Raw genomic sequence first — 23,225 nt, forward strand, 5'->3', positions numbered from 1 at the left:
GCAGCACCTAGGCTGACGGCATGCGTCGCGTCCTCATCCTCGGCTCCACCGGCTCGATCGGAACGCAGGCGCTCGACGTCATCGACTCCCGTCGAGACCGGTTCGAGGTCGTGGGACTCGCCGCGGGCTCGAACGCTCGGATGCTGGAAGAGCAGGCGGCGCGGTTCGGTGTGACCCACACCGCACTCGGTGCGGCCGACGCGGAACGTCTCGTCCGTGACGTCGAGGCCGATGTCGTGCTCAACGGCATCACGGGGTCGGTCGGGCTGGGCCCGACCCTGGCCGCCCTGGAGTCGGGCCGCACCCTCGCGCTGGCGAACAAGGAATCTCTCATCGTCGGCGGCGAGCTCGTCGCGTCGCTCGCCGCGCCCGGTCAGATCGTGCCTGTCGACTCGGAGCACTCCGCCATCGCGCAGGCGCTGCGGTCGGGCGAGCCTGACGAGGTCCGGCGGCTCGTGCTCACGGCATCCGGCGGGCCGTTCCGCGGCCGTCGCCGCGACGAACTGGCCTCCGTCACACCGGACCAGGCCCTCGCTCACCCCACGTGGGACATGGGACGCGTCGTGACCACCAACTCCGCGACCCTCGTCAACAAGGGGCTCGAGGTCATCGAGGCGCACCTGCTGTTCGGCGTGGAGTACGACCGCATCGACGTCGTCGTGCATCCCCAGTCCGTCGTGCATTCGATGGTCGAGTTCCTCGACGGGTCCACCATCGCCCAGGCCTCGCCGCCCGACATGCGCCTGCCGATCTCGCTCGGTCTCGACTGGCCGCGCCGGGTCGCGGGCGTCGGCGCTCCGCTCGACTGGACGCGCGCGAGCGCGTGGACCTTCGAGCCGCTCGACGACGCCGCGTTCCCGGCCGTCGCCCTCGCCAAACGCGTGGGTCGCGAGGGCGGAACCTATCCGGCGGTCTTCAACGCCGCGAACGAGCAGGCCGTCGAGGCGTTCCATGCGGGCGCGCTGAGCTTCCTCGGCATCGTGGAGACCGTCGAGCGCGTCGTCGAAGCGCACCGCCCGCCGAGCGAACTCTCGCGGGAGTCGCTCGCGGAGGCCGAGTCGTGGGCCCGGAACGCCGCTGACCGGGCGATCGGTGCGACGCGATGACGACCGCCGTCAGTAGACGGTGAGGCCTCGCGCGGCGAACTGACCGCGGACCCGGGCGAGCAGCTCGGCATCCGGCGTCGGTCGCCCGGCGAGCGGATAGGGGATGCCCAGACGCTCCCACTTCGACGTACCCATCTGATGGAACGGCAGCACCTCGACCCGCTGCACGTTCTGCCACCGGGCGACGATGTCGGCGACGGCGTCGACGTTCTCCGCGGCATCCGTGAGTCCGGGCACGAGCACGAACCTGATCCACACCGGAGTGCCGCGGGCCGCGAGGCGGTCGCCGAACTCGATCGTCGGCTGCAGGTCGCGGCCGGTGACCTCGCGATAGGTGTCGGGCAAGCCCGACTTCACGTCGAGCAGGACGAGTGAGACGTCGTCGAGCAGCGCATCGGATGCCGCGCGGCCGAGGTTGCCGGAGGTGTCGATGGCGACGTGCACCCCGAGCTCGGCGGCGGCTCGGGCCAGGCGGGTGACGAAGGCCGACTGCTGCAGCGGCTCGCCGCCGGAGATCGTGAGCCCGCCGCCCGTCGCGCGGAAGACCGGCAGGTACCGGCGCAGCCGGGCGACGATGTCGTCGAGAGCGGTGAGCTCGCCGTCGCGCTGACGCCAGGTGTCGGGGTTGTGGCAGTACTGGCACCGCAGCGGGCATCCCGCGAGGAAGAGGGTCATCCTGGTGCCGGGGCCGTCCACGGAAGTGACGAGCTCCCAGGAGTGCACACTCGCGACGTGCCCGGACCGTCGTGCGGCGAGACGGTCATGACGGGGATCGCTCAGATCGGCGGTGCAGGCTTCGCCCGGCACCAGGATGGCGGACACGGGAGTCAGACCCCCGTGTGGAAGGTGCGGCTGAGCACGTCGAGCTGCTGCTCTCGGGTCAGTCGCACGAAGTTGACCGCGTAGCCGGACACCCGGATGGTCAGCTGCGGGTACTTGTCGGGATTGACCATCGCATCCTCGAGCGTCTCGCGCGTCAGCACGTTGACGTTGAGGTGGTAGCCGTCCGACGCCATCTGCGCATCGAGCAGCCCCACGAGGTTGCGCACCCGTTCCTCGGGCGTGCGCCCGAGACCGCTCGGCGTCACCGTCGTGGTCAGCGAGATGCCGTCCTGGGCCTGGTCGAAGGGCAGTTTCGCGACCGACAGTGCCGCCGCCAGCATCCCGTGCGTGTCGCGCCCGTTCATGGGGTTCGCGCCCGGGGCGAAGGGCTGACCGGCACGGCGACCGTCGGGGGTGTTGCCGGTGGCCTTGCCGTACACGACGTTCGATGTGATCGTCAGCACCGACTGGGTATGCACCGCATCGCGGTACGTCTGGTGCTTGCGGATCATCGACATGAAGTCCGACACCAGCTCGCGGGCGATCTCGTCGACGCGGTCGTCGTCGTTCCCGAAAGTGGGGAAGTCGCCGTGCACAAGGTAGTCGACGACGAGCCCCGACGCATCGCGCACCGGCTCGACGGTCGCGTACTTGATGGCCGAGAGCGAGTCGGCGGCGACCGAGAGCCCCGCGATGCCGCATGCCATGGTGCGCAGGACGTTGCCGTCGTGCAGAGCCATCTCGAGACGCTCGTAGGCGTACTTGTCGTGCATGAAGTGGATGCAGTTGAGCGCGTCGACGTACGTCTCGGCGAGCCACTCCATCATCACCCGGAAGCGCTCGCGCACGTCGTCGTACCCGAGCACGTCTCCCGAGACGGGGGCGGCGGCCGGTGCGATCTGCTTGCCGCTCACCTCGTCGCGTCCGCCGTTGATGGCGTACAGGAGAGTCTTGGCGAGGTTGACCCGAGCCCCGAAGAACTGCATCTGCTTGCCGACCGTCATCGGCGAGACGCAGCACGCGATGGCCGCGTCGTCGCCGCACAGTGCGCGGATGTGGTCGTCGGACTCGTACTGGATCGACGAGGTGTCGATCGAGACCTGCGCGCAGAACTCCTTGAAGCCGTCGGGCAGGGCGTCGGTCCACAGCACGGTCAGATTGGGCTCGGGTGCGGGGCCGAGGTTGTAGAGCGTCTGCAGGAAGCGGAAGGCGGTTTTGGTCACGAGCGTGCGTCCGTCCTCGCCGACGCCGCCGATCGACTCGGTCACCCAGGTCGGGTCGCCCGAGAACAGTGCGTCGTACTCGGGTGTGCGCAGGAATCGCACGATGCGCAGCTTGATGACGAGGTCGTCGACGAGCTCCTGGGCCTCGGCCTCGGTCAGGATGCCGCGCGCCATGTCGCGCTGGATGTACGCGTCGAGGAACGCGGTGTTGCGCCCGAAGCTCATCGCGGCGCCGTTCTGCTCCTTCACTGCGCCGAGGTAGGCGAAGTACAGCCACTGGATCGCCTCGCGGGCGGTGGCGGCGGGCCGGGTGATGTCGAAGCCGTACGAGGCGGCCATCTCGGCGAGCTCGTGCAGGGCGCGGATCTGCTCGGCGTTCTCCTCGCGCGAGCGCAGGATGTTCTCCGTCGAGGGGTGCATGTCGAGCTCCGCCCGCTCGACGTTCTTCGCCGCCACGAGTGCGTCGGTGCCGTACAGGGCGACGCGGCGGTAGTCGCCGATGATCCGGCCGCGGCCGTAGGCGTCGGGAAGGCCCGTGATGATGTGGCTGCTGCGGGCGCGGCGGACGGCCGGCGGGTAGACGTCGAACACACCGTCGTTGTGCGTCTTGCGGTACCGCGTGAAGATCGTCTCGAGGGTCGGATCGACCGGATAGCCGTATGTCTCGAGGGCGCCCTTGACCATGCGCCATCCGCCGTTCGGCATGATCGCCCGACGGAGGGGCGCGTCGGTTTGCAGACCGACGATCAGCTCGTCCTCTCGCCGGATGTAGCCCGGAGCGTGCGACGTGATCGTCGAGGGGGTGAGGGCGTCGACGTCGTACACGCCGCGCTCGCGCTCCGCCGGGAACATCTCGCTGAGCGTCTGCCAGAGCCCGGTCGTGCGGGCCGTCGGTCCCACGAGGAACGATGCGTCACCGGTGTAGGGCTCGTAGTTGCGCTGGATGAAGTCACGGACGTCGATGTCGTCCTGCCACGGGCCCGGGGCGAAGCCCGCCCACGCGGCGGGGACCGCGTCGTCGTCGTGTGCTGTCGTGGTCGGGATGACTGTGCTCATCGTGGGTCCTTCGTCCTGTCGGAAGGCCCGCCGGGGAGCGGGGAAGGCGCTGGTCGTGCCTGCCGCGGCGTGCCTGTGGCCGACGCTACGCCGCACCCGCAGGTGGTGGAGGAATCGTGCACGCGAGCGACAGGACGGCGGGAGACCCCTGATTTTTCACAGTGGTCCGACCACAAACGCGCTCAGTCGGCGTAAGGCACGGCCCAACTCGGTTCGGGCACGGGCCAGCCGGCGTCTCGGAGCGCGCGACGGGCGAGCTCCCGAGCGGAATACGGCGTGCGGACTCCGCGGATGTCGCGATAGTCCTGGTGTCCCGGCCCCGCCCACAGGATCGCGTCGCCTTCTCCGACGAGCGAGACGGCCTCGATGATCGCCTTCTCGGGCGGCGACGACTCGCGGATGTCGGCATCCGGTCGCGCTCGCCGAGCGCCCTCGAGGAGAGTGGCCCGGATCGCGTCGGGATCCTCGAACCGTGGGTGGTGGTCGGTAACGATCAGGATGTCGCTGCCGAGGACGGCAGTGGCACCCATGTCGTGCCGCTTGGTCTTGTCGCGATCGCCGTCGGCCCCGAAGACCATGACGACGGTCCCGGGGGTGACGCGCCGCACGGCGGCCAGGGTCTTCTCGAACGCATCGGGGGAGTGCCCGAAGTCGACGTACACGGCCGGGCCGCGGTCACCCGAGACGCGCTGCGTGCGCCCCGGCAGGTGAGCGTCGATGCGTCGCCCGTCCAGCACGCGCACGAGCTCGTCCCACGCGTAGCCGCCCTCGAGCAGCATGACGATCGCGAGGCCGGCATTCGCGGCCATGTGCCGTCCGATGACCGGAACCGTCGTGGTGAGCTGTCGTTCGTCCGGCCCGACCAGGCGGAACTCGGTGCCGCTCTGCCGCTCCGCGACGATCTCGACCGTCCAGTCCGCGGTCGCGGAGGGCGACTCGGCGATCGCGGGTGTGACGATCGTCGTCACGGGGATCTCGGCCCGCGCAACGATCTGGGTGCCGGCTTCGGAGTCGAGGCAGACCACGCCCCGGCGCGCACGGTCGGCACGGAACAGGGGGAGCTTGGCCTCGAAGTACTCCGCCATGTCGCGGTAGTCGTCGAGGTGGTCGTGCGTGAGATTGGTGAAGCCGGCGACGTCGAAGACCACACCGTCGACACGGTGACGTGTCAGTGCCTGCGCGCTCACCTCGACGGCGACCGCCTCGACGCCGCGTTCGCGCATGAGGGCGAGCAGCGCGTGGAACTCCGAGGCCTCGGGCGTCGTGAGCCGCGAGACGATGACCTCGCCCGCGATGTGGCGCTCTGCCGTGGACGACAGCCCGGTGACGGCTCCGAGCTGACCGAGGATGCCCTCGATGAGGTGCGACACGCTCGTCTTGCCGTTCGTCCCGGTCGTGCCGAAGAGAAGAGGAAGGCGGTCGTCACGGCCTGTGCCGTAGACCCAGGCAGAGAGCTCGCCCAGTCGGGCCCGGGGGTCGTCGACGACCACGATGGGCAGGCCGGCGTCGGCGGCGAGCTCGGCCCCGCGGGTGTCGGTGACGATCGCGGCGGCGCCCGTCGCGGCGGCCTGCGTCGCGAACTCGGCGCCGTGCCGCGCCGCGCCGCGGATCGCGACGAACGCTTCCCCCGGACGCAGGTCGGCCGTCGCGAGGGTGATACCCGTGACCGAGACGTCGGATGCATCGCCGACGATCCGGCCGCCGACGTGGGCGGCGAGCTCGGCCAGGGAGCGGCGCGGCGGCGTCTCGGGTCGGAGGACGGGAGGGAGGTTCGGGGCGTCGGTAGGCATTCCCACCATTGTCTCATCCCGGTTCCGGGGCGGCCGCGCCGATTGACGCGCCCGCCCCGGCTGTGCTCACGCGCGTCGGCGGGTGATCGCCAGGACGAGCGCCGCAGCCGCGAGGACGAGTGCGCCGGCCGAGAGCCAGATCGGCAGCGGGTCGGCCGCGGGCGCGGCCGCGGCCGTCGCCTCGGCATCGGCGGCGTCGGACGTGCCCGCGGACGAGTGGCCGCTCTCGGAGTGACCGCCGTGCGCGTCGGCTGCGGCCGCCCCCACAACCACGACGGGAGCGGGGTACTCGAGGTCGTCCGGGTCCTGGCCGTCCTCGGCGACCTGCACCCAGGCAGCCTCTCCCGCCTCGCACTGCTGCGTCACGGGGAAGGCGAAGCTCTCGCCCTCGGCCGATCCCGGGAAGATCACGTTCATGCCGGCGGAGGCCGCGTAGGCGTCGGGGATGGGCGCCACCGCTGTGTACGTGACGCGCGTGGGGATGCCGTTCTCGCCCGCTTCGGTGGTGATGGTCCACGCGCCGTCGATGACGGGGGTCGCTCCCTGTGCCTCGGCGGGGATGTCGACGACGAGCGCCGTCGTGGGCGATCCGTCGCAGCCGTGGCTGAACGAGAAGTCGATGCGGGTCGAGCCGTTGGCGGCGACTTCCTCCGGCGTCACGTGGACGTGCGCGGAGGCGGCCAGCGGAAGGGCCAGGGCGAGTGCGGCGCCGGCGGTCACGCCGACGGCCAGGCGCGCACGGCGGCGCGCGGTGATGGTGAGGGTCATTGTCGTCTCTCGGAACATGCGGGCGGCGTCGTGCCGGCCGCTACGGGAAGGGGGGGTCACGCGGTGGCGACCGGCGGACCCCGCAGCGACAGAGAGGAACGGAGACGACGTGCCGGGACGACGCGCGTGCTCCCGACGGCGGGACGCAGCAGGGGCGTCCGCGCGCGAACCGACGGCGACATCAGACGCACGAACCGACGGATGCCGCGATGGATGAGGCGCACGAGGCGCTCGCCGACGACGAGCGTCGCGACGGTGACGGCGGCCGCGACGACGTGCGTGGCGGTCATGTTCATGCCGAAGGCGTGCGTGTGCGCGACAGGCCCGAGCGCGGCGAGCGTTCCGCCGTGGACGTGCCCGAGGGGCGCCGTCGGGTCAGTGGAGCCGGCGATGGAGAAGAACGTGTGGAACAGGCCCTGGCTCGCCAGCACGACGAGGCAGGTCCGCCATGCCGAGGGTGCCCTGCCGGCGAGCCAGACGGCCGCGGGGGCAGCGAGCAGCGTCGCGACGACGATGAGCCAAAAGGGCGCGAGCCCGCCCGAGATGGTGTGGGCGGTGGCGGCGAAGACGGTGGCGATCGCGGCGGAGGCGGTTCCGCGCAGCGCGCGAGCACGCCGCACTGTCGCACTCTGCGCCCGCTCCATAGTGGGAGTTTACGGCCTGGGCCGATTCAAAGACTCGGCGGGTACTCTGAGCGGTCGTGACCGTCCTCGCTTTCGTCATCGGCGTCGTGCTGCTCGTCGTCGGGCTCGCCGTGTCGATCGCGCTGCACGAGGTCGGCCACCTCGTGCCCGCCAAGCTGTTCGGCGTGCGCGTCGGCCGGTACATGATCGGCCTGGGGCCGACGCTCTGGTCGCGGCGCTTCGGCGAGACCGAGTACGGCGTGAAGGCGCTGCCTCTCGGCGGCTACATCTCGATGTCGGGCATGTACCCGCCAGCACCCGACGAGCCCGACGCCGCCACCCGGCGCAGTGGTCGCTTCTTCGGGGCGATGGTGCAGGACGCCCGTCTCGCCAACGCCGAGACCCTCGTCGAGAACGACGCGCGTCCGGCGTTCTACCAGCTCTCGGTGTGGAAGCGCATCGTCATCATGGTCGGCGGGCCGCTGATGAACCTCGTGCTCGCGATGGTGCTCTTCGGCATCGCGCTGAGCGCCATCGGGCTGCCGAGCGTCTCCACGACGATCGCCGGTGTGAACGAGTGCGTCGTTCCGGCCGGCGTCGAGCGCACGACATGCGAGCCCGGCGATCCCGTCTCACCGGCCGCGGCCGGCGGCATCCGTCCCGGGGACGTCATCGTCGCCGTCGACGGGACCGAGGTGTCCGGCTATGTCGAGGCGACCGCGATCATCCAGGCGTCGCCGGGACGCACGATCCCGGTCGTCGTCGAGCGCGACGGCGACCGCGTCACGCTCGAGGTCACCCCGATCGCCGCGGAACGTCCCGTGACGACGGCGGACGGCGCGACCGAGGTCAAGGAGGTCGGGTTCGTCGGCATGACGGGAACACGGGTCAACGTGCCGCAGCCGATCTGGACGGGGCCGCAGGCCGCGGTCGAGCGGCTGGGTGCCGTCGCGAGCGTCATCTGGCAGCTGCCGGTCAAGGTCTACGAGACCGGAGTCGCCCTCGTGACCGGTGGGGAGCGCGATCCCAACGGACCGCTGTCGGTCGTCGGTGCCGGGCGTATTGCCGGGGAGGTGGCCGCGACCGACGCGCCGATTCAGGACCGTGCCTTCCAGGTGCTGAACCTGCTCGGCTCGCTCAACATCGCGCTGTTCATCTTCAACCTGCTGCCCCTGCTGCCTCTCGACGGCGGACACGTCGTGGTGGCCCTGTGGGACGGGATCAAGCGCGCCTGGGCGAAGCTCTTCCGCCGCCCGCCTCCGCGCCCCGTCGACGCCACGAAGCTCGTGCCCGTCACCTTCGTCGTCGTGATCGGGCTCATCGTCATGGGCGGCACGCTGATCCTCGCCGACGTCTTCAACCCGATCTCGATCCTCGGCTGACGCGCTCGCCGCCGACGCGGCGCGATCAGGCGGAGACGGGCTCGAGCGCGAATCCGATGAGCCGCTCGAGTGTCGGCAGACCATCTCGCGACAGGATCGACTCGAGATGCCCCTGCACGGAGGCGTACGCCGGTCCCCGGAGCGCGTACACGTCACCCGACGACGGGTCCGCCGCGATCTCGGTGTCGCCCAGGCGTTCGGTGCCGGGGGCGACGCGTGCCGTGAACGTGTTGTAGAAGCCGATGGACGCGGGTTGTCCGAACACGTCGACGCTCTTCTGCAGGCCCTGATGGGGCGACGCGAGGGGGGCCAGCGCGATCCCGAGCCGGTCGGCCAGGATCTGGTGGCTCAGGCACACGGCGAGCAGCGGCCTGCCCGCGTCGGCGCGCCGGCCGACGAGCTCGCGCATACGGGCGATGCGAGGGCTGGCGCCGTCGCGCGGATCGCCCGGGCCGGGGCCGAAGACGACGAGACCGGCCTCGTCGACCGCGGCATCCGTGACCTCGTGCCAGGGAGCGATGCGAACGGCGAACCCGAGGTGGTGCAGCTGGTGCCCGAGCATCGTGGTGAACCGGTCCTCGGCGTCGACGACCAGCACCTCGCGGCCCGCGTAGGGGCCGCCCCCCGCTGCTTGCGGGTCGAGCCAGAACTGCGCGAGACGCGCGTTGCGCGAGGAGAGCAGGGCCGCGATCGTCGGATCGTCGCCGATCCGCGGGCGGTGCGCGGCGGGTGCGTCCTCGTCGACCGCCGTCGTGTCGGCGATCGCCGCGGGCGCTTCGTCGCGGTCGACGGCGCCGATCGCGCCCAGGACGCCTGCCGCCTTGCCGTGGGTCTCGCCCACTTCGCCCGCCGGGTCGGAGTGCCGAACGAGCGTCGCTCCGACGGGCACGCGCAGCCGGCCGTCGACGAGATAGGCCGTGCGGATCAGGATGGGGGCGTCGAGGTCGTGGCCGCCTCCCGCCGCGGGGGTGAAGAGGGCGGCGACACCGGAGTAGTAGCCGCGGGGCGTCCGCTCGTGCCGCGCGATCACCGTGCAGGCGTTCTGCATCGGCGACCCCGTGACGGTGGGTGCGAACATCGTCTCCCGAAGGATGTCGCGGGGGTCCATGGTGCTCGAGCCGCGCAGCATGTACTCGGTGTGGGTCAGGCGCGACATCTCCTTCAGATGAGGGCCGGTGATACGGCCCCCGTCGGAGCAGACCGCAGACATCATCTTCAGCTCTTCGTCGACGACCATGAACAGTTCCTCGGTCTCCTTGGTGGAGGAGAGGAACTCCGTCAGCGTCTCGGCGGTCGCGCCACCGCGGGGATGGCGGAAGGTGCCGGAGATCGGGTTCATCGTGACGATGCTCGTGCCGGGCTCCGCGGGCGCCCCGCTGCGCGCGCTGACATGGGCCTCCGGGCTGGCGCCGACCGCGACGTGACCGTCGGTCACGACGAGGAAGGTCCAGTAGGCGCCGCGCTCGTGCTGCAGCAGCGCCCGGAACCAGGTGAGGCCGGCGGTGACGGCATCCGTCTCGACCGTCGCGGTGAAGTCGCGCCGGATGACGAAGTTGGCGCCCTCGCCGCGGCCGATCTCGTCGGCAATCACGCGACGGACGATTTCGGCGTAGTCCTCGTCGGAGATGTCGAACCCGGCGTCCTCGAGCGGCACCCGCTCCGACGGCAACTGGCGCAGTGCCTCGGCCAGGGGCAGGGAATCGTGGTCGGCGACACGCAGGCAGCGCAGCGGTGCCCGGTCGTCGTGGCAGACGAAGCCGCGTTCGACGACCTGGCGGAACGGCACGAGGGCGAGCACTTCGCGCGGTGTGCCGTCGGGATCGTCCAGCGGGATGTCGGCGAGCCGGTCGACGTCGACGACGTCGCCGCGGAGCACCTCGACGGTCGCCCCGTCGCGCGCGATGAGCGCGAAGGGCGCACCGCTCGCCGCGAGATCGGTCAGGGTCGGGAGAGAACCGGTCATCGTCGTCTTTCTTCGTCGGAGCGCCCGCCCCACGAAGAAGACCGCCGGGCCTTCAACGCCGGGCGGTCTGAAACGTGTGCACGTCGAACACACCGCCTAGGCGGTGTGCCACCAGGAGAGGCGCGTGCGCATGGGCCGAAATTATCACACCCGCGCCGGGGACGCGGTGTCGCGCGGCTCCCAGCCCGTCTGCGGCGGTGCCGCGTAGGCTGTGCCCGTGCCAGCTGTCAATCTCGGGATGCCCCAGGTTCCGGACGTCCTCGCCCCTCGCCGCAAGAGCCGGCAGATCCGCGTCGGGAAGGTGCTCGTCGGGGGAGGAGCCCCCGTCAGCGTGCAGTCGATGACGACGACGCCGACCACCGACATCAACGCGACGCTGCAGCAGATCGCCGAGCTCACGGCATCCGGCTGCGAGATCGTGCGCGTGGCCGTTCCCTCGCAGGACGACGCGGATGTACTGCACATCATCGCCAAGAAGAGCCAGATCCCCGTCATCGCCGACATCCACTTCCAGCCGAAGTACGTCTTCCAGGCGATCGACGCCGGATGCGCCGCGGTGCGCGTGAACCCGGGCAACATCCGGAAGTTCGACGACCAGGTCGGTGCGATCGCGAACGCGGCGAAGGCCGCCGGCGTCTCGCTGCGCATCGGCGTCAACGCCGGCTCTCTCGACCGGCGCCTGCTCGAGAAGTACGGCAAGGCGACGCCGGAGGCGCTCGTCGAGAGCGCCGTCTGGGAGGCCTCGCTGTTCGAGGAGCACGACTTCCATGACTTCAAGATCTCGGTCAAGCACAACGACCCGATCGTCATGGTCAAGGCCTACCGGCAGCTCGCCGAGCGCGGCGACTGGCCCCTGCACCTCGGGGTGACCGAGGCGGGGCCGGCGTTTCAGGGCACGATCAAGAGCGCCACCGCGTTCGGCATCCTGCTGGGCGAGGGGATCGGCGACACGATCCGCGTCTCGCTGTCGGCGCCGCCGGCCGAGGAGGTCAAGGTCGGACACCAGATCCTGCAGTCGCTCAACCTGCGGGAGCGCAAGCTCGAGATCGTCTCGTGCCCCTCGTGCGGGCGTGCGCAGGTCGACGTCTACACGCTCGCCGACGACGTCACCGCGGGTCTGAAGGATGTCACCGTGCCGCTGCGCGTCGCCGTCATGGGCTGCGTCGTCAACGGGCCGGGCGAGGCGCGGGAGGCTGACCTCGGCGTCGCGTCGGGCAACGGCAAGGGGCAGATCTTCGTCAAGGGCGAGGTCATCAAGACCGTGCCCGAGTCGGAGATCGTCGCGACCCTCATCGAAGAGGCCCGCCGTATCGCCGACGAGCTCGGTCCCGACGCGCCGCTCGGCACGGCGCAGGTCGTCACCGCCTGAGATCGGTTCCATAAAGCTTCGACGGCGGATGCCGCGGCCGGCATGCCGGTCCTGCCAGGCTGGCTGCGTGCTTCGCCGTCCTGCCGCGCTCCTGTCCCTCGCGCTCGCCGCAACTCTCGCGGTGGGGTGCGCTCCCGTCGACCGAGCGGCGGAAGCACCGACGCCGGCGCGCCCGTCCTCGGACGCGCCCTCCCCGACGCCCACGCCGACGCCGAACCTCGAGCCCGTTCGGGCCTTCGACGGCGACTGCGAGCAGATGCTCACGGGTGAGCAGCGCGACGAGCTCCTCGGTGCGGGGTCGCTGACCCGGGCCGAACAGTACCTCGCGTGGGACGCGGAGCGTCCGGTGGAGGTCGACGTCGAGCCCCTCGGGACGCTCGGGGGCCTCGCCTGTACCTGGTTCGCCGGTGAAGGCGCGGATCTTCCCGAAGGTATCGGCAGCCTCACCATGACAGTGGTTCCGGCGGTGGAGGTGAGCAACGAGTTCGCAGCGCGCTACTCCGTGGCGACCTGCGAGCCCAGCTACGACGCCAACCACTGTCGTCTCGGGCGCGTGGTGGACGACGTGTGGGTCGGCGCGAATGCCGGCTGGGGCGCGGTCGAGACCCCGGACGAGCTGCTGGGTGCAGCCATCGAAGCGGTCGCCGCCAACCTACCGACGGCGACGCAGCCTCGGCGCGCTGCCGCCACCGATGACGTCTGGCCGGTTCCCGACTGCGTGTGGCTCGGCGAGGCCATGGGCCTCGAGGAACTGATCGGTCCGTATCGCCACGGCTACTGGGAGGGTTCCGAGCAGCCGGAGGAGGTCCTGCTGGCAGCGGCGGGTGTCTTCCGAGCGTGTCCGCTGTTCTCCGACGGCGAGCGGATAGATTACGAGACGGACGAGTTCCACATCCTCTCGCCGCAGGTCGCGCCGGGCCTGGGGTGGCAGTGGGACGAGTTGCGCGGGCGGGCGGCGGAGTCATCGGTTGTCGAGCTGGACGTGGCCGGTGCGACCGACGCCTTCGCCACAGATTGGGGTTACGGCTCGTACAAGGCGTTCGCGACCGACGGAGTGAACGTGGTCAGCCTCTACGACGAGAATCTCGACCTCGCAGGGCAGGTCCTCGGGCGAATGCTCTCCGCGCTCTCGAGCTGACGAGGCAGCTGCCTCTCACCAGATGGAGCCTGCCGCGTACGAGTGGTCCACCTCGGTGTCCAAGGAGGTGCGGATGGCGATGCGCAACGCTTGCGCAATGTCCGAGAGCGGCAGCGACGGCTGGCCCTCGGGTGCGTTCTCGGTGGCGTAGGGAACGTGGATGAAGCCGGCGGCGCGATCGCCCGGCTCGCCGCCATCCAGGGCCGTGAACATCACGTGGTTGCAGACGAAGGTGCCCGCCGAGTATGAGACCGAGGCGGGGATGCCCGCCGCCATGATGTCCGCGGCGATCGCTTTCACGGGCAGCGTCGCGAAGTGTGCGTCGGGCGCGTGCCCGACCGACGGCTCGTCGACGGGCTGCTCGCCGCTGTTGTCCGGGATTCGCGCGTCCTTGAGGTTGAGCGCCACTCGTTCGACAGCGATCCCCGTGCGGCCCCCGGCCAGGCCGGTCGCGATGATGACGTCGGGGGAGTGCTCGATGATGAGCTCGAGCAGCTGCAACCTGGCCCCGTGGAAGGTCACCGGCAGCACCGCCATGACCAGGTTCTCCGGGCCCGTCCAATGGTCGGCGACCAGGTTCACCGCGTCCCCCGATGGGTTCGTCGCGTCTCCGGCGAACGGCTCGAATCCAGTCAGCAGCACGGTTCTCATGAGTTCAGGCTAGGCGGCCGCTCCGACATTCGACCGGGGCGAGTCGCTGCTCCACGGCCTCCGGCACGGTCGTCATCCGCTCAGATTAGTTCGCACGACCGCGAACCTTCTCGGTGGTGCCGGACACTACATGGTGTGGGAGATGATGAGGCCGCTGCATGGCAGCGACTGCGGGCGGGCGACGAGTCCGCGCTGGGAGACCTGTTCGACAGATACGAGTCGCGACTGTTCCGGCACGCGACCCGGCTGCTGACCGATCGCGAGGATGCGAAGGACGCGGTCGCCATCGCGTTCTTCGAGCTCTGGCGCAAGCGCGCGAGCGTGCGCCTGGTCGACGGGTCGCCGCTGCCGTGGCTCTTGACGACCGTCGCGAACGCGGCTCGCAATCTCGAGCGAGCGGGGCGGCGCTACCGAGCGCTGCTGGCGAAGACCCCTGCGGCGTCCGCATCCGCGGCACCGTCCGCCCACGACGAGAGCGGTGTACTCGCGGCGCTCAAGCAGCTGCCGGCCGGTGAGCAGAGCGTCGTCGTCCTCAGCGTGCTCGAGGGCTACCCGGAACGCGACGTCGCGCAGACCCTGGGCATCCCGGTCGGCACGGTGAAATCACGCCTCTCACGGGCGAAGAGCCGGCTACGAGACGAGATGACGGCGTTGGAGGCATCGTGGACCTGAACGATCAGCTCACCCCGAACGAGCACGGCGATCTGCGCGATCGTGTCGTCGGGGGTGTGAAGCGGCTGCGCGCCGCCCGCGCGCGCCGCTCGCGCATCGTCGCGGGAGCGGCCGCGTCCGCCCTCGTGGCAGTCGTCGTCGCGGGCGTCGCCTTCGCGGCCCTCCGCCCGGACGACCGCATCCTGACTCCGGTCGAGACGTCCACGCCGACGCCGACGCCCACACCCACGCCTTCCCCCACTCCGACGGCGGAGCCTTCGCCCACCCAGACAGCGACTCCGGATGCGGAGCCGCAGCTGTCCGCGCCGACCATGGCCTTCAGGGGCGATTGCACACAGGTGTTCGATGCGAGCGCGCTCTCGTCGGCTGTCGGGGTCGAGCTCGGCCCCGCGACGGACCTCAGCACGCCCGAGGTCCGGACGCTCGGCGGTCTCGATTGCTCGTGGGAATCCAGCACTTTCGAATCCGTGCAGGTGTCCGCCCTCCCCGCGGACGTTGTTCCCGCGAGCGTCGTCTCCACGTACTCCGACACGGTCTGCGAAGGTTTCCGCTACGACAGCGAGGGTTGTCGTCGGGCGGTGTCCGATGGCGACACCTGGATGCTCGTGACGGTCAGCGGCGTGTTCGGTAACGCTGACGGGGTCAGCAATGACGTCGTCACGGCCCGACTCGACGCGGTTGCCCCGCTCTTCATGTCAGCCCTCGAGAATGCCGGTCGTCCGATGCCGGCGGCGCGCACTTCCTCGTGGTGGTCTCCGACGACGTGCGATGAGCTGCGGGAACGGGTCTCGGTGGCCGACATCCTCGGCACGACCGACTTCGTCGAGGGGTACCCCTCGGCTTTCGGCACAGACGTTCACATCGAGATCGCGCGCGACGCGGGGCTCGGCACCGTCTGCCGCTGGTACGCGCCGAACTCAGCCCGTCTCGACGCGGTCATCGTGACGATCTATCCCGGAGGCGCATGGGAATGGGATCGACTCGCTGCAGGTGACGGGCGACGAGACGTCCCGGTGCCGGTCGACGTCGCGGGCGCGACCGAGGCCGTGCAGGGCGTCGGGGCTATCCGTCCGGACAGCTCCTACCTCCTCGCGACAGATGGCGTGAACGTCGTCGAGATCATGGAGGCGCCGGACGTCGTGGATGCCGCGGAGCGCGTGCTGTCGGCGATGCGGGACGCGGCGGGGTGAGGAACGATCGCGCGCACACCGCGGCCCCGCGGCATCCGTAGACTCGACTCGTGGTCACCCGTATGTCGCACCTGTTCCTCCGCACGCTCCGTGAAGATCCCGCGGGCGCCGAGGTCGCCAGTCACAAGCTGCTGATCCGCGCCGGCTACATCCGACCGCAGGCGGCGGGCATTTTCGCCTGGCTGCCTCTCGGCCTGCGCGTCAAGGCCAAGATCGAGCGCGTCGTGCGTGAGGAGATGGCGGCGGCCGGTGCGCAGGAGGTGCACTTCCCGGCGCTGATGCCGCGCGAGGCGTACGAGGCGACGGGACGCTGGGAGGAGTACGGCGACCTGCTGTTCCGCCTGCACGACCGCAAGGGCGGCGACTACCTGCTCGCTCCGACCCACGAGGAGGCCTTCACCCTCCTCGTCAAGGACCTCTACTCGTCGTACAAGGACCTGCCGCTGACGATCTACCAGATCCAGGACAAGTACCGCGACGAGGCCCGTCCCCGTGCCGGCCTGCTGCGCGGCCGCGAGTTCACGATGAAGGACGCGTACTCGTTCGACGCGAACGACGCCGGGCTCGAGGCGAGCTATCAGGCCCAGCGCGACGCGTACGAGCGCATCTTCCAGCGCCTCGGTCTCGAATACGTCATCGTCCAGGCGGATGCCGGGGCCATGGGTGGCTCCCGCTCGGAAGAGTTCCTGCACCCGACCCCCGTCGGCGAGGACTCGTTCGTGCGCTCCGCGGGCGGATATGCCGCGAACGTCGAGGCGTTCACGACGGTCGTCCCCGAGGCGGGGCCGATCGACGGGCTGCCGGAGCCGGTCGTCTTCGACTCGCCTGACACCCCCACGATCGAGACGCTCGTGGCACACGTCAACGCCACCCTCGAGGGCGAGTTCACCGCGGCGCACACGCTCAAGAACGTCGTGCTCGCTCTCACGCACCTCGACGGCACGCGGGAGCTCGTCGTCGTGGGCCTGCCCGGCGACCGCGACGTCGACGACAAGCGTGTGGAGGTCGCCTTCGCGCCGGCCGAGGTCGAGCCGGCGACGGCCGAGGACTTCGCCAAGAATCCGCTGCTGGTCAAGGGCTACATCGGCCCTTGGTCGCCCGAGGGCCCGGTGCTCGGCGAGGAGTCAGCGACCGGCATCCGCTACGTCCTCGACCCCCGCGTCGTCGACGGGACCTCGTGGATCACGGGCGCGAACATCGACCAGAAGCACGTGCACTCCCTCGTCGCGGGCCGCGACTTCACGGCCGACGCGTTCGTCGAGGTCGCCACCGTGCGCGAGGGCGACCCGGCGCCCGACGGCTCGGGCCCGGTCTCGATCGCGCGGGGCATGGAGATCGGTCACGTCTTCCAGCTCGGCCGCAAGTACGCCGAGGCGCTGGGGCTGAAGGTCCTCGACGAGAACGGCAAGCTCGTCACGGTCACGATGGGCTCGTACGGCATCGGCGTGACCCGCATCCTCGCGATCATCGCCGAGCTCAACAACGACGAGCGTGGACTCATCTGGCCCGCGTCGGTCGCTCCGTTCGACGTGCACGTCGTGGCGACCGGCCGGGACGCCGCGGCCTTCGAGCTGGCCGAGCAGCTCTCGGGCGAGCTCGAGGCGACGGGCCTGGAGGTCGTCTACGACGACCGCCCGAAGGTGTCGCCCGGCGTGAAGTTCGGCGACGCCGAGCTGGTGGGCGTGCCGCGCATCCTCATCGTCGGGCGAGGCGCGGCCGACGGCCAGGTCGAGCTGTGGGACCGTCGGACGGGCGAACGCGAGACCCTCGCCGCGGCCGACGCGGTCGCGCGACTCACCGCCCGCTGATCTCAGCGCCCGGTCGCCGGATGCCGCGCAGATTGCGGCATCCGGCGCACGTGTTCCTGCGGTCGACAGGCCGAAGTGCGCCCGAAAGCGGGCAGCCGCCGAGAGACCCGGGGCTCAGAGGTCGGCGTAGCGCGCTCGGAAGACCGTGAACACGCCGTAGGCGATGAGCCCGGCCCCCACGACGACCACGATCTCGGGGCCGAACGTCAGGTCGAGCAGCGCCCGGATCGCGGCATCCAGGCTGCCGGCCTCGTCGGCGCGCGAACGCACGGCGGCGACGATGAGCACACCGCCCAGCGACCCCAGAGCAATGCCCTTCGCGATGAAGCCGAGGATCCCGAGGCCCTCGACGGCGCGACCGACCGCTCCGTCGGGGATCGTCATCTTCGAGTGGAAGGAGCGCCGCACGCCCATCACGACGAAGACCACTCCCGCGATCGCGACACCGGCCCCGACGAGCACGATCGCGAACACGCCGCCCGGAAGCGCGAGGATGCCGCGGCTCGCGTCGCGCGCGGCTTCATCGGCCTGCGGGCGTGCGCCGAGCGCCACGGCGGCGGACAACCCGCCGAAGAACAGGAACACGACGGCCTGTCCCCATTCCGAGACCCGCAGCCCCCAGACGGCGGCGCCGCGCCGGCGCCGCGAGGCCAGCATCCCCTCGGCGAGATGCCACACGCCCAGCGCGGTCAGGAGAGCGGCTGCGGCCCACAGCGCGACGAACCCGAGCGGAAGCTCGGCGACCGCGCGGAAGGCTCCCGTCTGGTCGGCGTCGCGGTCGCCGCCGAAAGCGACCGCGACGATGAGCGACCCGATCAGCAGGTGCACGAAACCGTTCGCGACGTAGCCGCCCCGGGCGAGCACGCGCGCCGCGGGATGCCGTTCGACGGCGCGCGCCGCGTCGTGCACCCCGTGTTCGGCCATCCCGCGAGCCTACGACGGCACGGGCCGGAGAGGGCGGCGGCGGGCCGGGACGCGACGGATGCCGCCGCGCCCCGGCCCGGGGGATCAGCCGCGAGCGATGCGTCGGCGACGCAGCGCCAGGAGCACGCCACCGAGGACGGTGAGCACGGATGCCGCCACGGCGACGGGCATCAGGATGCCCGAGTCGCCGCCGGTGGCGGCCAGCGAACCGTCGACGTCCGCGGCAGGTGCGCCGGTCGGCACGGCGCCTCCCGGCGCGGTCCCGCCGGGAACGGTCCCGCCGGGAAGGGCGGGCGTCGTCGGAGCCGGAGCGGGCGCAGCGGCCGCGATCGCGAAGTCGACGCGCTGCGGCGTGATCGAGCGCGCTCCGAGAGCCTGCGAGAGTTCGACGGCGTGCTCGCCGGCGGTCAGGCCCGAGGTGACGACGATCTCCCACGTGCCGTCCGCCGCCACGGCGGTGACGGCGCCGCCGAGGTCGGCACGTGCCGCCACGCCCTCGGCGGCGGGCGCCAGGCGCACCTCGGCGCCGGGGAAGCCGACGCCCGCGAAGCGCACGGACGACACATCGGAGGCGAGCTCGCCCGACGGCGCCTCGCGCACCCCGAAGCCGGTCAGGTCGGCGCGCTGCGTCAGCCACTCGTCCGGCGTGGTCGGGCGGTCGATGATGCGCGTCTCGCCGATGCAGCCATGCCATCCGTTGCGCGCGGCGTCATCGGTCCAGTCGGCCCCGAGGATCCACGAGTGTCCCTCGTGCCAGGCCATACCGCCGACGTTCGTGGCGTTGCGCAGCACCGGGGCACCGTCGACGTACATGGTCGTCGTGCGCGACTCGGGGTCGTTCACGATCGCGACGTGCTGCCATTGGTCGACCATGATCTCGCCCGACCAGTTGACGCGGTCGCCGAGCGTGGCGTCGGCGTCGAGGCTGGTGTACTGGAACTCGCGCAGGTTCGAGATGCCCAGCGCGGTGGGGGAGGCGGTCCAGTCCCAGCGGGTCTCGGGCACACCGATCTGCGACCGGTTGCCGGTGCGGGTCACGGCCTTCGACCATCCGTTCGCCGAGGCGTTCCAGTCGGCGTCCATCTTCACGAAAGTCTCGATCGTGTACCCCTGCGACAGGTCTGCCTCATTGATCGGGGCGTCGGCGGCCGTCGTCAGGTAGCTGAAGCGCGATCCCGACGAGTCGTCGAAGCACACGGCCGCCGCGTCCGACGAGTAGCCGTGCACGTCGGACGACTGGACGGTCACGTCCTCCCAGAGCGTTCCGACCGCGTTCGTGTCGGCGGGGTCGGGACGGGTGAGGTCGTTGTCGCCGGCGATGTCCTCGATCACCGTGTCCGCGTCGACGACGCCCTCCTGACCGTTGAATCGCCAGTGCGCGAGCGTGCCCTCGGCCTCGACGAAGTCGAGTTCGTTGCCCGGGGCCTCGGTCGAGATCGGATCGGGGCCCTCGAAGCCGTCGAGAAGGATAGCGCGCGCGGCCTCCGTCAGCCTCGGCTCATCGGCGGAACCGGCGGTGAACCCGGGAGCGAAGCCGGCGAAGCGTTCCCGGAAGTCGATCGGGACCGAGAAACGCTGATGCTCACCGTCGAGGAGGGGCTGGTCGTAGCTCGTGAGGCTCTCCTGCGGCTTCTGCACAACCCACGGCGACCCCGTTTCGAGCGACAGGCGGCCGTTGGTGAGGTCGAACTCGACGAGGCCGAGGTAGCCGTTGCCGCCCTCGTACGCCATCTGATAATCCATCAGCACCTGATGCACGTCGTGGCCGAAGTCGTTCTGCTTGACCTGTCGCGTCGCGCCGTGGAAGTGGCCGTTGAAGGTCAGGAAGATCTGGTCGTTGCCCCGGATGAGGCGGTCCCACATCCGCTGGCTGTCGCCGGTCTCGACGGGGGAGGTCTGGTCGGCCGCGACGTTGATCAGTGCGTGCGAGGTGAGGATGACCGGGACGTCCGGGTGCGCGTCGAGCACGCTCTGGGCCCAGGCGAGCGTTGCGTCCGAGGCGTTCCAGGCGACGGCGAGCGACATGAACCGCTGGCCTTCGGCCTCGAAGATGTGGAACTGGCTCAGCCCCAGCGGGTCGCTGCCGCCGTACGTGCTCTGCGTCGCCGCCCGTGTCGCGCCGAACCAGCGGTTGAAGGGCTCGTTCGCGACGTCGAGCTGGTCATCGCGGACGCCACTGTTGAGCACGTCGTGGTTGCCGGGAAGGATCGAGTAGGGCGCAGCGGCCTCGTCCATGGTGCGCATGGCGGCGTCGGCCGCACGCCACTCGGCCTCGACGCCGGCGCGGTCGACGATGTCCCCGAGGTGCAACGTGAAGGGAATGCGCAGGTCGTCCGCGTGAGCCGTCAGCCACTCCGTCTGCGTCGCGAACGGGTCGGTGCCGTAGCGCGGCAGGAACTGGTCGGCCGAGTAGCGCGAGTAGAACTGCGTGTCGGGCAGCACGGCGAGGGTGAAGCGGGAGGCGAGGTCTTCGGCGGGAGGCGCGGCGGCGGTCGCCGCGGTGGTTGCGGGCGCGGCCACGGCGAGACCGGCGGCGAGGCCCGCCACGGTCAGGGCGGCGGCGGTGCGACGCGTGCGGGTGGCTGACGGAAGGCGTGAGGACACGCGGGAACTCCTGTTCGACGGGGAGGGCGGCGCGATGTGCGCCGATCCCGACTCTGGAGAGACTCCGTGACGGCTAGGTGTCCGAGGGGCGACCGCCGGGTGGCTCAGCGATGGCCGAAGTCGTGCCGCCAGACGGAAGGAATCGGGCCGGAACGCGCAGCGATGTGCGTGCTCCGGCCCGATCGGCGTATCCGGGTCGTCAGTCCATGACGAGGACGGCCTTGACCGCCTTGCCCGACTGCGTGTCGGCGATGGCCTGCTCGATCTCCGAGAACGGGTACTTGGTGATGAGCTGGTCGAACGGGAAGCGTCCGGCCTCGTGCAGCGCGAGCATCTCGGGGATGAACTTCTGCGGCACCGCGTCACCCTCGATCGCGCCGACGAAGGTCTTGCCCGAGCCCGAGATGGACGCCAGCGCGATCTCCGTGCCCGGCTTCGGCACACCGACCAGCGCGATCTTCGCGCCGAACGCGGTGGCGGCGACGATCGTGTCGACGACCGCGGGAACGGCCGTGGTGTCGACGGCGAAGTCCGCGCCGACCCCGCCGGTGATCTCGAGGATGCGCGCCACGGCGTCTTCGTCCTTGCTGTTGACCGTGTGGGTTGCGCCGAGCTTCGCCGCGAACTCGAGCCGCTCCGGGATGATGTCGACCGCGATGATCGTCGTGGCGCCGGCCACCTTCGCGCCCATGATCGACGACAGCCCCACGGCGCCGGTGCCGGTCACGATGACCGATGCGCCGGCGGGAACGTCGAGCGAGTTGAGCACGGTGCCGGCTCCGGTCTGCACGCCGCAGCCGAGGGGGCCGGCGATCTCGACGTCGGCGGTCGTCGGCAGCTTCACCGCGTTGCGGGCCTCGACGATGACGTGGCTGGCGAACGAGGACTGACCGAAGAACGAGCCGTGCACGGCGGAACCGTCCGCGGCGGTCATGGTGGCCGAGCCGTCCTCGCGCGCCCCGCCGAAGTTGAGCGCCATGAAGTTGCGGCAATAAGCCTCGCGTCCCGTGAGGCAGTTGGTGCAGTGGCCGCACGAGGCGAACGACACCGCGACCTTGTCGCCGACGGCGTAGCCGACGACGGCATCGCCGACCTGCTCGACGGTGCCCGCGCCTTCGTGGCCCAGGACGAACGGGAACGCCGCGGGGATGTGACCATGCTGCACGGCGAGGTCGGTGTGGCAGAGGCCGGTGGCGGCGACCTTCACGAGCAGTTCGTTCGGACGGATGCCGTCGAGGGTGATCTCCTCGAATGTGAACGGTGCGTCCTGGCCGTGGAGAACGGCGGCGTGCGCGTTGGTGGTCATGAGAGGTTCCTTTCGCGTTGCGGTCGCGGCGGCAGAGCCGTCGTCGCGACCGATGTCACGATCGGGCGTGGTCTCCCGCAGCGCGGGCCGCCCGGTCCTCAAACAGTATGCGCCTGAATCGATACAGGGGAGGCGACCCGGAACCACGCGGGCCCCAGCGGCAGGATGCTGCGACCGAGCGTTCGCGCGTAGAACTTCTCGAGCAGCATGTACGCCGCGAGCGCGGAGGCCAGGAGCAATGCGACCGAGCCGGCTGCTCCGACGGCCGGCGGCCCGCCGAACGCGGTGACCGTCTGCAGGCCGAGGCCGGCCGCGACGGCCAGCAGTGTCACCGGCAGCACGGTGTTGCGCGATGCCGCCGAGAGGGCGAACACGAGGGCCAGGATCGAGAACATGAGCGTGAACACGCCACGCGCGGGCCCCTCGACCTCGAAGAACCCGAGCTCGCCGCCGAGCAGGAAGCCTGGCATGCAGATCCAGTACCACCCGAAGGCGTTGTAGACGATGAAGTGGAAGTCGTCGCCCGCGAAGTACGACAGCATCCCCGCGGTGACCTGAACCACGCCGCCGAAGACGGCACCGACCCAGAACACCGGGCTCTCGTTCTGCAGTCCGAGATGCTCCAGCTGTGCCGTGAGCGTGGCGATCACGAAACCGAGCAGTCCGATCAGTCCGGGGTCGGCGAGGCGGGGAGCGCGTTCGGTCATGCCCCCAGTATCCCGAGATGGCCCGCTCGACGTGGCGTCCTCGGCGCCGGGCAAACACGTTCCCCGCCCCATCGGGTAACGTGGGATGGATGCCGGGAGCGCGAAACGCGCCCGGACAAGAGC

General features: G+C 70.6%; 18 protein-coding genes. 7 read left to right on the forward strand and 11 right to left on the reverse strand.

Annotated features, from left to right (window positions below; translation table 11 throughout):
* Positions 1 to 20 precede the first annotated feature (20 nt).
* Positions 21 to 1,106, forward strand: coding sequence for a 1-deoxy-D-xylulose-5-phosphate reductoisomerase (dxr, locus tag ABIC53_RS01995; protein ID WP_354450131.1), 1,086 nt, complete (start codon positions 21 to 23; stop codon positions 1,104 to 1,106).
* Between the two features lie 9 nt (positions 1,107 to 1,115).
* Here the strand turns inward: dxr and pflA are convergent, their stop codons facing one another.
* The 5 genes from pflA to ABIC53_RS02020 all read right to left on the reverse strand — a co-directional run bounded on the left by pflA (position 1,116) and on the right by ABIC53_RS02020 (position 7,385).
* Positions 1,116 to 1,919, reverse strand: a complete 804-nt coding sequence (gene pflA / locus ABIC53_RS02000; RefSeq protein ID WP_274179033.1) for a pyruvate formate-lyase-activating protein — start codon at positions 1,917 to 1,919, stop codon at positions 1,116 to 1,118.
* 14 nt (positions 1,920 to 1,933) lie between these two features.
* Entirely contained in the window at positions 1,934 to 4,207 is a 2,274-nt protein-coding gene (gene pflB / locus ABIC53_RS02005) for a formate C-acetyltransferase (RefSeq protein ID WP_354450133.1), read from the reverse strand.
* Positions 4,208 to 4,389: 182 nt separating this feature from the next.
* The gene (locus ABIC53_RS02010; RefSeq protein WP_274178784.1) at positions 4,390 to 5,997 is read right to left on the reverse strand and encodes a Mur ligase family protein; all 1,608 of its coding nucleotides are present in this window, start codon (positions 5,995 to 5,997) and stop codon (positions 4,390 to 4,392) included.
* A 66-nt stretch (positions 5,998 to 6,063) separates the two neighbouring features.
* A complete protein-coding gene (locus ABIC53_RS02015; protein WP_274178783.1) occupies positions 6,064 to 6,765 on the reverse strand; it encodes a DUF1775 domain-containing protein in 702 nt (233 codons plus the stop codon).
* Positions 6,766 to 6,821: 56 nt separating this feature from the next.
* Positions 6,822 to 7,385, reverse strand: a complete 564-nt coding sequence (locus tag ABIC53_RS02020) for a hypothetical protein (protein WP_282501304.1) — start codon at positions 7,383 to 7,385, stop codon at positions 6,822 to 6,824.
* Between the two features lie 80 nt (positions 7,386 to 7,465).
* Here ABIC53_RS02020 and ABIC53_RS02025 point away from each other — a divergent pair, with 80 nt between their 5' ends.
* A complete protein-coding gene (locus tag ABIC53_RS02025) occupies positions 7,466 to 8,770 on the forward strand; it encodes a M50 family metallopeptidase (RefSeq protein ID WP_274178781.1) in 1,305 nt (434 codons plus the stop codon).
* A gap of 25 nt (positions 8,771 to 8,795) precedes the next feature.
* On the opposite strand, the gene ABIC53_RS02030 is transcribed toward ABIC53_RS02025, so the two are convergent.
* The gene (locus ABIC53_RS02030) at positions 8,796 to 10,733 is read right to left on the reverse strand and encodes an anthranilate synthase family protein (protein WP_323986152.1); all 1,938 of its coding nucleotides are present in this window, start codon (positions 10,731 to 10,733) and stop codon (positions 8,796 to 8,798) included.
* A gap of 238 nt (positions 10,734 to 10,971) precedes the next feature.
* Between ABIC53_RS02030 and ispG the strand changes: the two genes are divergently transcribed.
* Positions 10,972 to 12,102: a flavodoxin-dependent (E)-4-hydroxy-3-methylbut-2-enyl-diphosphate synthase gene (gene ispG / locus ABIC53_RS02035; RefSeq protein ID WP_023955151.1), complete on the forward strand. Its 1,131-nt coding sequence runs from the start codon at positions 10,972 to 10,974 to the stop codon at positions 12,100 to 12,102.
* 67 nt (positions 12,103 to 12,169) lie between these two features.
* Entirely contained in the window at positions 12,170 to 13,240 is a 1,071-nt protein-coding gene (locus tag ABIC53_RS02040; protein WP_354450136.1) for a hypothetical protein, read from the forward strand.
* A 15-nt stretch (positions 13,241 to 13,255) separates the two neighbouring features.
* Here ABIC53_RS02040 and pcp read toward each other — a convergent pair whose 3' ends face one another.
* Complete coding sequence (gene pcp, locus ABIC53_RS02045) at positions 13,256 to 13,891, reverse strand: pyroglutamyl-peptidase I (protein WP_354450138.1); 636 nt, start codon at positions 13,889 to 13,891, stop codon at positions 13,256 to 13,258.
* 135 nt (positions 13,892 to 14,026) lie between these two features.
* Between pcp and ABIC53_RS02050 the strand changes: the two genes are divergently transcribed.
* Genes ABIC53_RS02050 through ABIC53_RS02060 form a run of 3 tightly spaced genes read left to right on the forward strand, consistent with a single transcriptional unit; the run spans position 14,027 to position 17,561 of the window.
* Complete coding sequence (locus ABIC53_RS02050) at positions 14,027 to 14,563, forward strand: RNA polymerase sigma factor (RefSeq protein ID WP_354450140.1); 537 nt, start codon at positions 14,027 to 14,029, stop codon at positions 14,561 to 14,563.
* Positions 14,554 to 15,753 carry a hypothetical protein gene (locus tag ABIC53_RS02055; protein ID WP_354450142.1) on the forward strand — a complete coding sequence of 400 codons (1,200 nt, stop codon included), beginning with the start codon at positions 14,554 to 14,556 and terminating at the stop codon, positions 15,751 to 15,753. Before ABIC53_RS02050 ends, ABIC53_RS02055 begins: the two co-directional genes overlap by 10 nt.
* Before the next feature lie 50 nt (positions 15,754 to 15,803).
* On the forward strand, positions 15,804 to 17,561 hold the full coding sequence (locus ABIC53_RS02060) for a proline--tRNA ligase (RefSeq protein ID WP_354450144.1): 1,758 nt from the start codon (positions 15,804 to 15,806) through the stop codon (positions 17,559 to 17,561).
* Between the two features lie 114 nt (positions 17,562 to 17,675).
* Here ABIC53_RS02060 and ABIC53_RS02065 read toward each other — a convergent pair whose 3' ends face one another.
* The 4 genes from ABIC53_RS02065 to ABIC53_RS02080 form a co-directional block, all read right to left on the reverse strand.
* Positions 17,676 to 18,485 carry a DUF1206 domain-containing protein gene (locus ABIC53_RS02065; protein WP_240309721.1) on the reverse strand — a complete coding sequence of 270 codons (810 nt, stop codon included), beginning with the start codon at positions 18,483 to 18,485 and terminating at the stop codon, positions 17,676 to 17,678.
* Positions 18,486 to 18,569: 84 nt separating this feature from the next.
* On the reverse strand, positions 18,570 to 21,089 hold the full coding sequence (locus ABIC53_RS02070; protein ID WP_354450146.1) for a LamG-like jellyroll fold domain-containing protein: 2,520 nt from the start codon (positions 21,087 to 21,089) through the stop codon (positions 18,570 to 18,572).
* A 199-nt stretch (positions 21,090 to 21,288) separates the two neighbouring features.
* Positions 21,289 to 22,395, reverse strand: a complete 1,107-nt coding sequence (locus tag ABIC53_RS02075) for an NAD(P)-dependent alcohol dehydrogenase (RefSeq protein WP_274178772.1) — start codon at positions 22,393 to 22,395, stop codon at positions 21,289 to 21,291.
* A 98-nt stretch (positions 22,396 to 22,493) separates the two neighbouring features.
* Complete coding sequence (locus ABIC53_RS02080) at positions 22,494 to 23,102, reverse strand: acetate uptake transporter family protein (RefSeq protein WP_269267706.1); 609 nt, start codon at positions 23,100 to 23,102, stop codon at positions 22,494 to 22,496.
* Positions 23,103 to 23,225: the final 123 nt, after the last annotated feature.

Origin of the sequence: Microbacterium sp. 1262 (assembly GCF_040544895.1) — a bacterium.
GTDB lineage: Bacteria > Actinomycetota > Actinomycetes > Actinomycetales > Microbacteriaceae > Microbacterium > Microbacterium plantarum.